Source organism: Sorangium sp. So ce128, from assembly GCF_051525245.1.
In the GTDB taxonomy this organism is placed as follows: Bacteria; Myxococcota_A; Polyangia; order Polyangiales; family Polyangiaceae; genus Sorangium; species Sorangium cellulosum_B.
This window is the reverse complement of sequence record NZ_CP150313.1, coordinates 7,716,612-7,732,889: the sequence shown is the minus strand read 5'-3', so window position 1 is coordinate 7,732,889 and position 16,278 is coordinate 7,716,612. Positions and strand designations below refer to the sequence as shown.

Here is a 16,278-nt window from a genome sequence, read left to right as displayed (position 1 = left end):
CGCCCGCGATCGAGGGCGCTCTCTTTCGTTGCGGCTCGTGGCTACGCGCGGCGTGTGGGGGTCGGCTCGTCGTCCAGCAGGCCCGCGTTCGCGCTCGGCGTCGCGAACACCCCCTGCACGTCGTCGGCCGGAGCCCAGTGCCCCGCGCACATGAGCGCACCCCCGGTGATCTCGGGCTGCGGCGAGAGGCGGGCCTGCACGTCGTCCGCGTGCACGCACACGTTGACGTGCACGCGCGGGTCCGCTTCCGGTCGCTGGGCCAGCGCCCGGTGCACGGCGGTCGCGAGCTCGATCGCTGCGCGCCGCTCCCGTAGCTCCCCGGCGGCGTTTGCCGGGAGGAGGCGAACGCCGAGCACCTCGTTGCCGGTGATCGACGCGAGGATGAAGCCTGCGCGCGAGAGCTGCGACTCGGCGATGTCGAGCACCCGACCGATGTCGAAGGTCAGCGCGTCGTCCAGCTCGCCGGCGTCGCCGCGGGTCCGGACCTCCAGGTAGACCGCCACCGCGGGGTGCGTCGGGTCGGGCCCGCTCGGCATGCCCGACGCGGGCCCGCCGATGGCGTCCCTGAGCGCGCGCATCAGCTCCTCGACCGAGCCAAAGCGCCGCTCCCGCCGCTTCTCCATGCACCGCAGCACCACCGCGTCGAGCTCGATGGGCAGCGGGACCCGCAGGCTCGGGGGCAGCGGCTGCTCCTCCAGGTGCTTCCGCACCATCTCGTCCATGTCGTGTGTGTGGAACGGCAACCGGCCCACCAGCATACGATGAAGGAGGACGCCAAGCGCATAGACGTCCACCCGCGCATCGATAGGACCGCCGAGGATCTGCTCTGGAGCCATGATGGATGGCGTCCCGGGCATACGTCCGGCGGTGGTGAGCCATGTCGACCCCTCCTCGGGCGCCATCATCTTTGCGATACCGAAATCGAGCAGCTTCACGGTACGTGGCGGGCTCGAACAGATGAAGATGTTGCTCGCCTTCACATCCCTGTGAACGATGCCCGCTGTGTGCGCGGCTGCTAGCGCTGCGCACACAGGTTCCATCAGCTCCAGGGTCTCGCGTGGTGTGAGCCGTGTCTGGGACCGGATCAGCGCGTCGAGCGTCTGGCCCTCGAGGCGCTCCATGACATAGAATGGCTGATAGTTGTTCAGCTCACCAACTCCGTAGATTTCCACAATGTTGGGGTGGGATATCGACCGCAGCACCTCGATCTCGCGTGCGAACCGATCGACCACGCGGCGAGAGTGGGCCACCGCCTCGCTCAGCACCTTGACCGCGGCGGGTCTGCCCGATTGGACGTGCCTCGCTCCGTAGACCACGCCGCAGCCGCCACGCGCGATGAATCCTTCGAGGATGTACTCGCCCGCCAGGGTGCCCGGCGGGACCTCGCCGCGCGCGGTCGACCTCTCGAAATCCGAAAACGGCCTGGTCTCGTCTTCTTCGTCGTTCATCTGCTCCTCCGCGCCGTGCGTCGCGATGCGTCGCGGTGCGTTACAGCCCTGCTGCCAGCGAGCGCTCTGGATCGAACGCATCCTTTACTAAAGCGCTATGCAGAAGCATTTCGAAATGGTAACTTAAACTTTGCGGCTACTCGACCTTAAACGCCAAATCGCGGCGATGAAAAGGGGGACCGTCATGGTTCTTTGCTGTGCACGAAGTGTCGCGGTCTTCGCATTACCTCTGCTTACTGCTGCCTGCATCGGCGCCGAGATCGACGAGCAGGCGGAGGAGCTCGTCGGGGAGGCCGAGAGCGAGCTCATGGCCGAGAACGGGCTGTTCCCGAACGCGCTGCCCCCGAACGGACTGTTCCCGAACGGGCTGTTCCCGAACGGGCTGAACCCAAGCTGGCTGATCCCGAAAAAGCTGACCCCGAGTGGCCCGAATGGGCTGACCACGAGCGCGCTGGCGGCCATCCAGGATCCGGGAACGACCGGCACCCTATCGAGGGATCTCCTGCGCTACATCGTGAGCTGTTCGCTGCGCCCCGACCAGACGTTCTCGTTCTCATGGACCGACAGCAGCGGGGTCGCCCACCCGGAGGTGTACCGCGGCGACCTCGGCTACGCGCACTGGTGGGCAACCAGCCCCATAAGTAACGATACCTATGTCCAGCATCAGATCTCGGCCTGCGTCGCCGCGCGGGTAAACTGGTACGGCGTCTCGGTGAACGTCTCCCTGCGCAATAACGAGATGGTGTCGACCGCGGCGGAGCGCGCGGCCTATCCGGTGCGAGAGGGCGCGTTCTGGGGCAACCTGTTCGCCGCGACGCCCTATGTGGGGGCCTGCTACGATTCGGTGGGCTACGTTCGTGCGCGCCAGGTGAAACGCGACTGCGCGGCCGGCCACGTCGAGACCAACCCGACGACCGGGGAGGTCACTTGGCAGCCGTGTGGCTCCATGGTCATCTGGGGCTCATGCAATGCCCTGTGCAACGGGACGGACGCCACGGCCGGCTACTTCAGGGGGTGTGTCACGAACTACTCGGTCAACCCCTATGTGCGCACGGACCAGGTGGTTACCACGTTCTTGACGGCCGGCCCCTAGGAGCGTGAATGGGCTCAGAAGCCCTGCGAGACGAGGAGCCGGAACGCGCGACCCGGGAAGCGGGGCGCTGTCCGGCCTGCGGGCGGCGGAACCAGGGCGCGTGCCCCGAGTGCGCTCAGTCCGCTCGGCCGCCGTCTGGCCAGTCGTCGATTCCTCCGGAGATCACGGAGGTCGTCCCCGTCGCTTTGCCCCGTTTCCCCGGCTACTGGACCCGCAGGACGCTGGGGCAGGGCGGCTTCGGCCTCGTCTTCGAGGCCGAGCCGGAGGGCGGTGGCGCGCGCGTGGCCATCAAGCTCGCGCGCGCCGATCGCCGCGGCACAGGCCAGCGCCTCCGGGATGAGGTCGAGGCGCTCTCGGCCATCGGTGCCCCCCACGTGCCGGCCGTGCACGCGTGGGGGGCGCTGGACGACGGCTCGCCCTACGCGGTGATCGAGCACATCGCCGCGCCCACGCTCGCCTCCCGTCTCGCGACGCGCCCTGCGCCGCATATCGAGGAGGCCGCTCGGCTCGGGCTCGCCACGCTCGCGACCCTCGAGGCCGTGCACGCGCGCGGCTACGTGCACTGCGACCTCAAGCCCGAGAACATCCTCGTCGATGAGGCGAAGGCGACGCTCATCGACCTCGGCATCGCCCGCGTCGTGGGGTGGCGCTACGACGGGCAGGACGAGGACCTCGCCGTGGGGACGGCCGAGTACATGGCGCCGGAGCAGTCGGCCGGGTGGCCCGATCTCGACGCGCGCGCCGACATCTACGCGATGGGCGTCATCCTGTACGAGCTCTTCGCGGGCCGGCCCCCGTTCTGGGGGCCGCGCGCGGCGGTGCTGGAGGACCATCGGAGCCGCAGACCGCCGCGCCTGTCGGCCAGCGCGGCCGTGCCGCGGGCGGTCGAAGAGGTGGTGCACCGCTGCCTGGCCAAGGAACGGAGCGAGCGGTTCGCGAGCGCGAGCGAGCTCCGCGTGGCGCTGGAGCGCGCGCTCCTGGACGAGGTCTCGGCGAGCGCGCGGGAGGGGTCGCGCTCCGCGGCCGGCATCGAGCGCCGCGTGATGGGGCTCCTGTTCTTCGAGAGCGCGGCCGATCGCATCGCGGTGCAGCGCAGGCTCCTGGCGCTCGGCGGCGAGCTCGCGCACGCCTCCGGCGCTCGTTACGTGGGCGTCTTCGGCCAGGAGGGGACGGCGAGCCCCGCGCGCCGCGCGCAGCGGGCGGCCGACGAGCTCCTGCGACGCGGGCTGTGCGCGCGGGTCCTCATCGATCTCGCGCCCGTATCGATCCAGGCGCGCCCGGACGGGTCGCGGCGGCTCCTGAGCCCGCTCTTTTCGCGCGCCGAGCGGTGGCCCCCCGCCTCTGGGCCGTCGGGGCCGTTCCTCACGCCCGAGGCGTCAGCCGCGCTACCGGAGCCGTCGCACGCCGCAGCGGGCGACGAGCTCCCGCCGGGCATCGAGGACCAATCGCGGGACGCGACGCGCCCCGGCGGGTTCGTCGGCCGTCGCGACCTCCTCGAGCAGCTCATGCAGAGCGCCGAGGAGGCGCTCTGCATGAGGAAGCCCACGGTCGTCTCGGTGACGGGCGGGCCCGGTCACGGGAAGAGCCGCCTCTTCGTCGAGCTCGGCAAGCAGCTCCGCGAGCGCCTGCCGCACGCCCAGATCATCGAGCTGCGCGGGCAGGAGCCCACGAGCGGCGCGTCGGACGCGACGCTCCACGAGCTCGTGCGCAAGGCGCTCGGCGTGCCCGAGCAGCCCCCGGAGAGCGGCGTCCGCGGGGCGCTCAGGGAGTCGCTCGGTGCCGTGCTCGGCGAGGAGCTCCGCTTGGGGCTGGCGATGGCGCTCGGATGGGTGGACGAGCAGACGGGCGTCGACATCTTCCCCGAGCTCGAGGCGCTCCGGGCCGCGCCCGGCGCGCTTCGCTCGGCGCGCGTGCGGGCGGCGGGCGAGTGCCTGCGCCAGTGCGCGGCCGCGTCGCCCGTGATCATCCTCCTCGACGACGCGCACTTCGCCCACGACGCGATGCTCGCTGCGCTCGAGTACGCTGCGCTCGCGGACGAGGCCACGCCGCTGTGGATCTGCGCGATGGGGCGCCCGGCGTTCGCCGAGGCGCACCCCTCCTGGGGAGAGCGCGCCGCGCGACACGAGGCTCTGCGGCTCGAGCCGCTGGACGACGAGAGCGCGCGGGCGCTGTGCAGGCGGCTGCTCCTGCCCGCGCGGGACGTGCCGGAGCCGGCGATCGATCGCCTGCTCGAGCGCTCGCAGCGGGTGCCGCTCCTGCTCGTGGAGCTCGTGCACGGGCTCAAGCGCGAGGGGATCCTGCGCCGGCACCGGCGGGGCGACGCGTGGTATCTGGCGACCGACGAGCTCGAGCGCCTCCCTGTGCTGCCGTCGCTCGATCCGTTGGCGCAGGCGGAGATCGCGGCGCTCGGGCCGGCGCTCGGGGCGCACGCGCGGCTCGTCTCACTGCTTGGCGCAGAGGTGTCGATCGACGAGATCGCGGGCGTGCTGTGCCAGCTGGATCTCCGCGGCGACGGTGCCGCCTTCCCGCTCGATGCGCGCGTCGCGACCGAGCGGTTGCTGAAGGTGGGCGTGCTGGTCGGTAATCCGAAGGACCGGCTGCGCTTCCGGCACGCGCTGGTGCGGGAGGCGGTCGCGCAGGACGTCGCCGAGGCGGAGCGGCGGCGGATCCACCTGGCCGCGTACGAGCACCACCGCGAGGCGGCCCACGAGGGTCGGGAGCAGCGGCGGCTCAAGATCGCGCACCACGCGGCCGAGGCGGGGTTGGCGACGGTCGCGGAGGACGCCTACCTGGAGCTCGCCGAGCGGGCGCGGGCGCGGCACGCCTACGTGGAGGCGGAGCTCTACTACAGCCGGGCGCTCGCGCAGCCTGTCGAGGCGCCTGGGGTGCGGCGGAGGAAGGCGTACCGGGGCCGGGGGCTGATGCGCTACCGGCTGGGCCGCTACCACGACGCGCTCGGGGATCTCGATCGCGGGCGCGCGATGGCGGTCGAGGAGGGCGACGTGATCGAGCAGATCGATATCCTGCTCGACGAGGCCACGGCGCTCGACTGGATGGACGACTACGGACGATCGAAGCAGCGCGTGGAGGAGGCGAGGGCGCTCGCGCGCGGCGATCTGCCGCCCGCGCTGGCGGCGCGGCTCTCGATGGGGGTGGCGCGCTCGCTGAAGCGTGAGAGCCGGGAGGAGGAGTCGGCGCAGCAGTTCGAGCGCGCGGCGGCGCAGGCAGAGGGGCTGGGCGACGAGGGCTACGAGACGCTCGTGGTGTCGCTGCTCCTCCTGGGCGTCATCTACCCGGGGCTGGGAAAGCTGGACGAGGCGGGCGTCGCGCTGGAGCGGGCGATCCGCATGTGCGAGGAGCGCGGCGATCTCCTGCACCTCGGGCCGGCGATCAACGGCCGGGCGCAGCTCAGAGCCTGCCAGGGGGACAGCGCGGGGATGATCCTGGATCTGTGTCGCCTGATCTCGATCTCGCGCCAGCTGGGCCTGGGGATGCTTGAGCTCGTGGCGGAGTTCAATCTGGGCGAGTACGTCTACCTGATGGGCAATCTGGACATGGCGATGCCGCACGTGGAGCGAGCCGTGTCGCTGGAGCTTCAGCAGCGCGGGGAGGAGGCGCGGCCGGTGGTGCGTCTTCTCCTGGCGAGGCTGCTCCTCTACCGCGGCGAGGAGAGCAGGGCGCGCGAGATCATCGAGGCGATCCGGGCTCAGCAGGCGAAGGCCGCCGCGGCGGGGCGCGAGGATACGGCGATGGCTCCCGCGGAAGAGGTGCACTGGTCGATGATCGACCTGGCGACGCGGGAGGCGAGCGCCGAGGAGTGGGACGAGCTGGAGGCGCGGTCTGCCCGGTTCTCCGCGGGGCAGGAGCGGATCGAGGTCATCGAGGCGCGGGCGCGCGCGCTGTCTCGGCGAGGCCGTGACGCGGAGGCGAGCGCGGCGCTCGCGAGGGCGATCGAGGCAGCAGGGAGTATCCCCAACATGATGCGGGAGCGGCTCGAGCGGCAGCGAGGGAGCTAGCCCGGATGCTCCATGAGCCGCTCACGCCGGCTCGTGACCCACGGATTCAGCACCACGCGTACGAGAAACAGGCCTCCAGGTGGCTCGTTGCTTCGCGCAGCGCTCGCAGAAATTGACGGGATTCATTCGCCGACTCACCGCGGGACAGCCGCCGCGGCGCGGCGCGGTGGGTCCTCGCGGTGGGAGACGCCCGTGACGGCGCCCTTGGCGCTTGGATGCGCAGCGGGATCGCCCGTCGCGTCGAACAGGGCGAGCGCCCTCGAATAATCGAGCGCCGCCCCGGCGGTGTCGCCCCGCTCGCAGCGCAGATCGGCGCGCGCGTGGAGCACCGCGGCCTGGCCCGCGCTGTCCCCGAGCTCCTCGAAGAGCCGCAGCGCATCCTCGTAGTCGCGCTGCGCGCCCGGGAGCGCGCCCCGCTGGCGGCGCAGGTCGCCGCGGGCCTTGAGCGCGGCGGCCTCGCCGCGGCGATCTCCGCTGTCCCGGTACAGCAGGATCGCATTGCCATAGTCGCGCGCCGCGAGCGCCGTCTGCCGCTCTCGCAGGCGCAGGTCGCCGCGGGCCTGCCACGTGCGCGCATGGGTCTGCTCGCACCCGAGCGCCCGGAGGAGATCGGGCTGCGGGAGCACCTCGCGCGCGGCGCGGGCGCGTGAGCTCCCCCCGCGACGCTCATCGCGGCTGCTCGGCGGGGGCGAGCGCAGCTGGCTGAGGACGCGCTCCTCCACGCCCTCGAGGATGTAGAGCGCGCGGTCGTAGGCGCGCGCGGCGCCCGCGAGGTCCCCCTCCCTGAAGCACAGATCGCCCTGCGCCTTCAGCACGTTGGCCTCGCCCAGGCGATCACGGCAAGCCCTGAGGAGCGTGAGCGCGCACCCGTAGTCGCTCGCCGCCCCCGCCAGCTCGTCCTGGTCGAGCCGGAGGTTGCCGCGCGCGAGCAACCCCATCGCCTCTCCGGCCCGGTCGGACGCCGCCTTGAACAGCGACAGCGACCGCTCATGATCGCGCGAGGCGGCCGCGAGGTCCCCCTGCCGCCGGTGCACGTCGCCGCGGAGCAGGAGCGCCGTCGCCTGGCCACGCCCGTGCATGGCCGCCTCGAACCCGGCGAGCGCTTCGCCGTAGTCCGCCACGGCGGCCTCGAGCGCGCCCTCGGCGAGGCGCCGGTTGCCGCGCGCGAGCAGCTCCTTTGCGCTGCGGAAGACCTCGTCGTCGGCCGGCGGCGAGCTCCGCGCCGCCGCGCGCTGCGCGTTCGCGCGCACCGCCTTGCGGAGGACGTCGCGGTGACCCGGGCGGCCGCGCTCGCGAGCGGCCGGCGTCGCGCGGAGCGTCCCGAAGGTGCCGCGCCGCTTGCTCGCGAGCTCGGCCCGACGCGCGCTCTCGAGCGCCGCGAGCGCGCGCTCGCGCAGCTCGGGGAGCGCGTCGCCCGAGAGCCGCGCCGCCTCGTCGAGCAAGCGCTGCTGGAGCTCGGCCGGGAGCCCGAGATCGACCACCGTGCAGGCGTCGACGAGCGCCCGCGCCAGCACCTCGGCGCCGCGCTCGCCGTCCCGGAACGGCGCGAGGTCGAGGGCCGCGAAGAGCTCGCAGGCGACGCGCCGGCGCGACGCCGCCTCCGGCCGCCCCTCGGCCGCGGCCGTCCAGAAGAGCAGCGCCTGCATCGCGTCCGCCGACCCCCGGTGGAGCGCGTCCCAGCGCCTCGCGTCGGCCGCCGCGTCCTCGCGGGCCGCGGCGCGCACGGCGGGCGTCATCGTGAAGGTCTGCGGGCCCTGCTCGAGCGACACCACCCGCCCATGCACGAGCAGCTGGAGCGGCCGCGCAGCGGAGGGCGCCGGCTTCCCCGCCGCGGCGGCGACCACCTCCAGCGGAATGCCCGCCGCAGGCAGCACGGCGAGCGCATGCACCACCCGGCGCGCCTCCTCGCCGAGCGACTCCAGCGCGTCGCCGAGCACCAGACCCACGATCTCCCCCTCGGGTCCCCCCGGGTCCAGCTGCGCCGCGTTCTTCCGCAAATACGCCTCGACCGACATTCCCGTCCGCCGCAGCGTGGCTGCGGCGATCTCGATCGCGGCCGGCAGATACCCGAGCGCAGCGACGAGCGCATAGGCCCACTGGGCCTCCGCAGCGGGCGGCGCGTCCGTCCCCCATGCACCCTGGGAGAGGACGGACATCGCAGCGGATACGGAGAGCGCCGAGGCGCTGAGCTCGGCCATCTTCCGATCTCCGGACGTGGAGCGGAACCTCAACATATCGCCTCTGTCATTCCAGAAGAGCTGGTTGTCCGAGCAGGCGCCGTCCGGCTCTCGGCCCGCGGCGACATGCCTGCTGGCCCCCAATCAGCCTGGAGATTGATGTCTCGAAGCCTGTGTCGAGGAGCTTAGCGCGGCGCGCGACAGGCTCAACGGCCTTCCAGGTTTTCATGCGATCCCCGCGGCGGATTCGCGGCGAACCAGCCCGCGCTGGCACGCGTCCGGCAACGGCTCGCCGATCATGGGAAAGCGCGTTCGACGAAGCGGAACGACGGGATCCTGCGCCGGACGCTCGCTCCTTGTCGCCGGCTCGTATGTCCCCCGGTCGGGTCGAGGAGAGAAGATCCTGCCCATCTCCGCGGGCCCCGCGGCGAGGCGGGGGGCTCGGGCGCAAGGCCGTGGGCGGGAGATCCGGGTCGGAGACGAGATCCTTTATGTGACCGAGACGGGCACCGGCAAGCCCGCGGTGCTTCTGCCCAGCATGCTGATCGACGGCGCGACCTACCAGCCAGCGGTCGAGGCGATGACGCGCCACGTGCGGGTGCTCGTCCTGGAGCTGCCCGGCTCGGGCCGCGCCTCGCGGCTCCGCGCGCCGTGGACCCTGGAGCGGTATGCGCGCTGCGTCGCCGAGGCCTTGCGGGCTTTGCGCCTCGAGCGCGTCACGCTGATCGGCCACTCGCTGTCTGGCGCCGTGGCGCTGATCGTCGCGGCGCTGTACCCCGAGCGGCTAACCGGGGTCGTGCTCGTCGATTCCATCGGATTCAACCCGCCGGGCTCGGTCCTTTCGCTCGTCCTCGCGCGCGCGGCCGAGGCGCTGCTGGCGCCTCGCTTCGTCGCGCGGGGGACGCCTGCTCTCCTCCACAACCTGCTCTTCCACGCGCGGAGCGCGCTGAGCCTGCTGCGGATCGCCGCGACCGCGGATCTGAGCGGCCACGCGGCGCGCGTGCGCGTGAGGGCGCTGCTCGCCTGGGGCGCGCGCGATCTCACGGTGCCGATCGGCTCGGCCCTCGCCTTCCAACGCTTGATCCCCGACTCGACCCTTGTCGTCTCCTCGAAGGGAAGCCACGACTGGATCGTGGAGCGACCAGCCGAGTTCGCGGACGCGGTGGCGAGGTTCATGGCGTGCAGCGGCGGAGCAGCCTGAGCAGGGGGGTATCGTGGAGCGCCGCCATGCGCTACCCTTGTCGCGGCGGTCTTCGGCGTGAACCTCTGGGAGCATGGCGCGCGGCGCGAGCCGAGCCGCCATAGCAGGGAGCGGGGCTTGACTGGTTTGTTGCGCCTGCTGGAACAGGCCGCGAGGTGGGCGCGGCGCGCGACCCCGCTCCTCGCGCTCCTCGCGATGATGGCGCTGTGCCTCCCCGCCCGCGGCGAGGCGGCGGCGCCCGCCGCGGGCCCGGGCGGCGCGGCCGGAGCCCCCGCGCCGCCGGGCCCGCGGCCGCTCCCGCCGATCCCCGGCGCGGGCAAGGTCACCGTGGTCGCGATCTCCGGGACGATCGATCTCGGCCTCTCGCCCTTCCTGGAGCGCGTCGTCGCCGCCCAGGGGGAGGGCGACCTCCTCGTGCTCGACATCAGCACGCTCGGCGGCCGCATCGACGCCGCGCTCGCCATCCGGGACGCGCTGCTCCGGGCGCGCGTCCGCACGGTGTGCTGGGTCAACCCGCGCGCGATCTCGGCCGGAGCGCTCCTCTCGCTCGCCTGCGATGTCATCGCGGTCGCCCCCGGCGCCACCCTCGGCGCGGCGACGCCCGTGCAGATCGGCGAGGGCGGCGAGATGAAGCCTGTCGCCGAGAAGGTCGTTTCCTACATGCGGAAGGAGATGCGCGCGACCGCGGAGGCGAAGGGGCGGCGCGGCGACATCGCCGAGGCCATGGTCGACGCCGACGTGGAGGTCCCCGGCCTCGACGAGAAGGGGAAGCTGCTCACGCTGGACGGCGCGCAGGCGCTCGCGTGGGGCGTCGCCGAGGTGCAGGCCGGCACCGAGGCAGATCTCTTCGGCGCCCTGGGCCGCCCCCAGCCCGCGGAGATCATCCGCCCGCGCCCCAGCTTCGCCGAGGAGCTCGCGCGCTTCCTCTCGGATCCCACGCTCTCCGGGGTCCTCATGACCCTCGGGATGCTCGGTATCCTCCTCGAGCTCTATGCGCCGGGCCACGGCGTCCCGCTCGCCGTCGGGCTCTCGTGCCTCGCGCTGTTCTTCTTCGGGCACCACGTCGTGAAGCTCGCGGGCTGGGAGGAGCTCGCGCTCTTCGCCGTCGGCGCGATCCTCATCGCGGTGGAGATCTTGGTCCCGGGGCACATCGTCCCTGGGGTCGCGGGCGCCGCGTGCGTGGCGAGCGCCCTCCTTCTTTCGCTGCTCGATCTCGAGCGCGTGCCGGTCGACGTCGCCTGGCACGCCGGTTGGCTGCCGCGCGCCCTCGCCTCGGTGTGCGGCTCGCTCGCGGCGACGGCGGCGCTCGCCGTGGGCGCCGCCCGCATCGCGCCGAGGACGCGCTTCGGGCGGCGGTTCGTTCTGGACGCGGCGATCCGCGGCGTCGCCGTCGGAGGGCGTCCCGAGGGCTCCGCGGCGCCCGCGTCGCTCGTGGGCCGGCTCGGCACGGCCGCGACCGATCTGCGCCCCTCGGGCAAGGTCGCGCTCGACGGCCGCCGCGTGGAGGCGCTCTCGGAGCTCGGCTATGTCGAGGCCGGCGCCCGCGTGCGGGTGATCCGCGCGGAGGGGGGCCGGGTCGTCGTGAGGGCGGTAGCGCGCAGCGCGGACGAGGAGCGCGGAGCGTGACGCCCGCGCTCCTCGTCGTCGCGCTGCTCGTGGCGGGGCTCGTGCTGCTCGCCATCGAGGTGCTGGTCATCCCCGGCGTCGGCCTCGTCGGGCTCCTCGGCGGCGCCGCCGTGCTCGGCGCGGTCGCGCTCGCATGGGCGGCCCTCGGGATCGGCTACGGCCTGCTCGCCCTGGGCGCCGGCGTCTGCATGACGGGGCTCCTGTTCTGGGCTGTCCCGAGGACGCCGGTGGGCCGCAAGATGGTGCTGCTCGAGACCCAGCGGAGCGGGCGTGGCCCGGACGCGCGGCTCGCCGCGCTGGCCGGCAAGGAGGGCAGGGCGCTCACGCCGCTCCGCCCCGCCGGCACGGTCGAGATCGAGGATCGCGCGGTCGACGTCGTGACCGACGGCCTCTACGTGGAGGCTGGCACGCCTGTGCGGGTCGCGAGCGTGGAGGGGAATCGGGTCGTCGTCGAGCCGCGCAAGCCCTAGAGAGCGCGCGAGAGGCGGCCCTTCACGGACAGGGACGGGTGGAGAGGGATATGGAGATCATCTCGGTCATCGTGATCGGCGGGCTCGTGCTCGTCGCCATCGTCGCGACGCTGTACATGGTGCCGCTCCGGCTGTGGATCGCCGCGCAGGCGTCGGGCGCCGGGGTCTCGATGCTCACGCTCATCGCGATGCGCCTGCGCCGGGTGCCGCCCGATCAGATCGTCAACGCGCGGATCAGCGCCGTGAAGGCGGGTCTAGAGGAGGTGTCCGTCGACATGCTCGAGGCCCACTACCTGGCCCGCGGGCGGGTGGAGGCGGTCGTCAACGCGCTCATCTCGGCCGGCAAGGCGGGGATGGAGCTCGATTTCTCGCGCGCGGCCGCGATCGATCTCGCCGGCCGCAACGTGCTCGAGGCGGTGGCGATGTCGGTGAACCCGCGCGTCATCGAGACCCCGAAGGTCTCGGCCGTGGCCAAGGACGGTATCCAGCTCCTCGCGATCGCGCGCGTGACCGTGCGCGCCAACATCGAGCGCCTCGTCGGCGGCGCGGGCGAGCAGACGGTGCTGGCCCGCGTCGGCGAGGGCGTCGTCTCGACCATCGGCTCGGCCGACGACTACAAACACGTCCTCGAGAACCCGGATACCATCTCGAAGAACGTGCTCAAGAAGGGCCTCGACGCGGGGACGGCGTTCGAGATCCTCTCCATCGACATCGCCGACGTCGACGTCGGCTCCAACATCGGCGCGAAGCTCCAGACGGAGCAGGCCGAGGCGGACAAGCAGGTGGCGCAGGCCAGGGCGGAGTCGCGCCGCGCGCTGGCGGTCGCGCAGGAGCAGGAGATGAAGGCCAAGACGCAGGAAATGCGGGCGAAGCTCGTCGAGGCGGAGTCGACGATCCCGCTCGCCGTCGCGGAGGCGCTCCGCACGGGCAAGCTCGGCGTCATGGACTACTACAACATGCGCAACGTCATCGCCGACACCGAGATGCGCCAGGGCATCGCCGGCACCACGGGGGGCAAGCCCGATCCCGCCGGGGAGTCGTGAGGTGCCGCCGCGCGACCCACCGAGCCCGCTCCTCGCGTGGCTCGGCCGCCGCGGCGCGCTCGTGCGGCGCTTCGTCCTGGCCGAGGTGCTCGGCCCGCCCCGGGCGTTATCGCCGCGCGCTGCGCGGCCAGAGAGCCGCGCGGCCGGAGGGCCGCGCCCCGACGACGCTGGACGGGCGCCATGCGTGACCTCGACCTCGAGAAATACGTCGGCGCCCTCATCGGAGTGATCTGGGCGATCGTCAAGCTAGCGAGCCTGTACGGGAGCCTGCAAGCCAGGCGCGCCGAGCGCGCTGCGCGTGCCGCCGCGCGGCCCGGCGGCGAGGACGCCCCGCGGAGCGAACCAGCGCTCGTCGACGTCGCGCCGGGGAGCGATACGGGGCCCGTCGATGTCGCGCCGCCGAGCGCTGCGCCGTGGGCGGGGATGCCGTTCGGCGCCCCGCGCGCGCCCGACGCCGACCGGCTGCGCGTGGTGCTCCTGCGGCTCGCCGAGCTCGAGCAGAGCGCCGCGGCGCTCGGCGACGTGGTGCGTCACGAACGGGCGAACCGGCGCTTCACGGACGTGCTCCTCGGGGCCGTCCCGCACGAGATCGGGAGCCTGCGCGCCGCCGTCGACGCGGGCCTCGCGGCGCGCGAGGCGGAGGCCGCGGCGGACACCATCGAGCTCGTCGTGGGCGAGATCGCGGTGCTCGTGCGGCAGCGCCGCGACCCGTCGCTCCTGCCCGATCTCGGCGACGCGGACGCCCTCGCCGACGCCTGCTACGCCCCCGTGATCGCGTTCGCGCGGGCGGAGGGGCTGCCGCTCCGGAGCGGAGCGCCGGCCACGCAGCTCACGGAGTTCGATCTCGCGATCTGGACGGGCTTCATCCCGACGTCGATCGCGCCCATCTTCCTCCCTGTCGACTTCTTCTCGACCCCGCTGCGCTGGCCGGCGCTCGCGCACGAGATAGGCCACGATTTCCTGGCCTCGGTCGACGGCCTCGAGCCGGCCCTGCGCCGCGAGCTCGGCCTGGGGGGCGAGCGGGTGCGCCCGCTCGCCCCGGACGGCGATCGCATCGGGGCTCCCGCGCTCAGGCGGGTGTTCGGCGTGTGGTTCGAGGAGATCTTCTGTGACGTCTTCGGCACGCTCATGTTCGGCCCCGCCTACGTGCTCACGATGAGCGAGCTGTTCTTCCAGGAAAACGAGCCGTACGCGTCCATCGCCGTCCAGACGGACGTGACCGGCGCGCGTTATGACGAGCACCCTCCGCCGCACCTGCGCGTGCTGATCGGGTGCATGGTCCTCGAGCGGGGCGGGCTCAACGAGGACGCGCGCGCCCTGCGGGAGGCGTGGGCGCGCCGCCACGCCGAGGTGAGCCTCGATGACCTGCTCTTGCCCGTGAGGGGCGCCTTTCGCCCCGTCCCGCTGGCGCCCTTCGCCACCATGGCCGCGTGGATCGTGGAGCGCCTCTATGCCGGCCCGCTCACCGCCCTGTCCGGCTTCGGTCTGCAGGACATCAGCGGGCTCGACTACGGCCCGCACGAGCGGAAGGAGGCGTCGCGCGCGCGCGACGCGCTGCTCGCCGGCCGGGTCCCCGCCGTCCTCGACGCCCGGGCGCTCCTCGCGGGCGCGGTCCTGGCGGCGCATCGGGCGCCCGCGCAGTCGCTGTCGATCCTCCTCAGCGCGCGCGCCGCGATCCCGGCGCTCGGCACGAGCGAGCGACGGCCCGACGCGTTCGGGTCGCGCCTCGACGCGTCCAGCGTCGCGCTGGACCGCCGCACCGTGGCGGAGGCGCTGCTCTTCCGCGAGGTCCTGCTGCCGCCGCGAGCGCTTCGCACCCGCCGCCGCGCGCGCCTCTAGAGAGAGCGACGGTCACCCGCTTCGGATACGGGCCCACCTCGGCGTTTTCGGTGCTCAGCGCACCGGAGTGCGCTTGCGCGCCGAAAACGCCGATCTGGGCCCGTCTCCTGTGCGGGTGACCGCCGCTCTGCTGCCGCTCTGCTTGGTGCAGAGGGGGGCGGAAACCGCCGTGGAGCGGGGCGCCGCTCGGATCAGATGGCGTCGAGCTCGGCTGCGCCCTGCGTGGGGTGAGCCGCCTGGATCGTGGGCGCCCGCGGCGCGGCGAGGCTGCCCGCCGCGATCAGGGGCAACGACGCCCGCGGCGGGGGGATGCTCTCCGAGCGGAGCTTCATGAGCTCCTCGCGCTGATGCTTCCACACGGTCCGGTAGCGGAAGAACGGCACGGCCGGGTAGAGGTGGTGGATCAGGTGATACGTCTGCCCGAAGAGCAGCACGTTGAACAGCGCGCTGTCGACCGCGCGCGTCGCGCTGTACCGGTCCTGCATCGCGGTGATCGCGTGGGGGTAGTGAGGCAGGTAGTCGAAGGCGAACGCGAGGAAGAAGATCGCCAGCCGCGCCGGCAAGATCCAGTAGAGGAGCGCGAGCTGGCCATAGCCGAGCCCGAAGGCCAGCGCCACGAGCGCGAGCATGGCCGCGAGCGACGCGACCGTCTCGATCCGCTCCGCGCGCTTCTGCGCGTGGTAGGAGCGCAAAAATAGATAGTAGTAGTGGAGATCCTGTGTCGCCCAGCGGAGCGGCAGGAGGTACCACGGGCCGCGCCCACTCCAGTAGTCGGGATCCCGGTCCGCCTCGTTCGTGTGTTTGTGATGCTCGAGGTGGAAGTGACGCACCGCCAGGAACGGCGCCATGAGCAGCAGCCCGGACAGCCGCCCGATCACGCCGTTCAGCAGCGCGGAGCGCGCCAGCGACCGATGCGACGCCTCGTGCATCGGCGTGAAGGCGGCATACGCGGCGACCGCCGCCGCGAGCACGGCCGGAACGGTCGACACCGAGCCCGCGATGCCCGCGTAGACGGCCGTCGCCCAGAGGGCGTACGACCCGGCGAAGAGCGCCACCGTCGGCCACTCGATCGTCCGGGTCTGCAGCAAGCCGCTGTCGAGCGGCAGGACGCTCCAGAGCGCCGGCCGCCCGGAAGGTCTCCCCGACGGCCTGCCCGAGGGCCGCCCCGACGGCCTGCCCAAGGGCCGCCCCGACGGCCTGCCTGAGGGTCGGCTCGGGCCCTTCTCGCCGTCGTTCCTCGTGAAACTCCAGACGGCTGGCCGCCCCGATGGACGACTGAGTCGGTTCTCGTCGTTGTTCATGGCGCTCAAAACTCCCCGGGGAAGCTTCGGATCTTCACGTTGGTGACAGCGAACGGTGGACACC

At 72.8% G+C, this 16,278-nt stretch carries 10 protein-coding genes; 7 read left to right on the top strand and 3 right to left on the bottom strand.

From position 1 onward, the window contains the following. Window positions 1-41 precede the first annotated feature (41 nt). Complete coding sequence (locus tag WME82_RS29220) at window positions 42-1,448, bottom strand: serine/threonine protein kinase (protein WP_438037980.1); 1,407 nt, start codon at window positions 1,446-1,448, stop codon at window positions 42-44. A gap of 184 nt (window positions 1,449-1,632) precedes the next feature. Between WME82_RS29220 and WME82_RS29215 the strand changes: the two genes are divergently transcribed. Then, window positions 1,633-2,541, top strand: coding sequence for a hypothetical protein (locus WME82_RS29215; protein ID WP_438037979.1), 909 nt, complete (start codon window positions 1,633-1,635; stop codon window positions 2,539-2,541). An 8-nt stretch (window positions 2,542-2,549) separates the two neighbouring features. Further along, the gene (locus WME82_RS29210; RefSeq protein ID WP_438037978.1) at window positions 2,550-6,557 is read left to right on the top strand and encodes a serine/threonine-protein kinase; all 4,008 of its coding nucleotides are present in this window, start codon (window positions 2,550-2,552) and stop codon (window positions 6,555-6,557) included. 134 nt (window positions 6,558-6,691) lie between these two features. On the opposite strand, the gene WME82_RS29205 is transcribed toward WME82_RS29210, so the two are convergent. Then, window positions 6,692-8,755: a hypothetical protein gene (locus WME82_RS29205; RefSeq protein ID WP_438037977.1), complete on the bottom strand. Its 2,064-nt coding sequence runs from the start codon at window positions 8,753-8,755 to the stop codon at window positions 6,692-6,694. Between the two features lie 472 nt (window positions 8,756-9,227). Here WME82_RS29205 and WME82_RS29200 point away from each other — a divergent pair, with 472 nt between their 5' ends. From WME82_RS29200 to WME82_RS29180, 5 genes are all read left to right on the top strand, one after another. Next, window positions 9,228-9,935, top strand: a complete 708-nt coding sequence (locus WME82_RS29200) for an alpha/beta fold hydrolase (protein WP_438037976.1) — start codon at window positions 9,228-9,230, stop codon at window positions 9,933-9,935. A gap of 117 nt (window positions 9,936-10,052) precedes the next feature. Beyond that, entirely contained in the window at window positions 10,053-11,561 is a 1,509-nt protein-coding gene (locus tag WME82_RS29195) for an NfeD family protein (protein WP_438037975.1), read from the top strand. After that, the gene (locus WME82_RS29190) at window positions 11,558-12,031 is read left to right on the top strand and encodes an NfeD family protein (protein WP_438037974.1); all 474 of its coding nucleotides are present in this window, start codon (window positions 11,558-11,560) and stop codon (window positions 12,029-12,031) included. Before WME82_RS29195 ends, WME82_RS29190 begins: the two co-directional genes overlap by 4 nt. A 50-nt stretch (window positions 12,032-12,081) precedes the next feature. Beyond that, complete coding sequence (gene floA, locus WME82_RS29185; protein ID WP_438037973.1) at window positions 12,082-13,074, top strand: flotillin-like protein FloA; 993 nt, start codon at window positions 12,082-12,084, stop codon at window positions 13,072-13,074. Between the two features lie 180 nt (window positions 13,075-13,254). Further along, complete coding sequence (locus WME82_RS29180) at window positions 13,255-14,913, top strand: hypothetical protein (protein WP_438037972.1); 1,659 nt, start codon at window positions 13,255-13,257, stop codon at window positions 14,911-14,913. 191 nt (window positions 14,914-15,104) lie between these two features. Here the strand turns inward: WME82_RS29180 and WME82_RS29175 are convergent, their stop codons facing one another. Then, the gene (locus tag WME82_RS29175; RefSeq protein WP_438037971.1) at window positions 15,105-16,094 is read right to left on the bottom strand and encodes a fatty acid desaturase; all 990 of its coding nucleotides are present in this window, start codon (window positions 16,092-16,094) and stop codon (window positions 15,105-15,107) included. Between the last annotated feature and the right edge of the window lie 184 nt (window positions 16,095-16,278).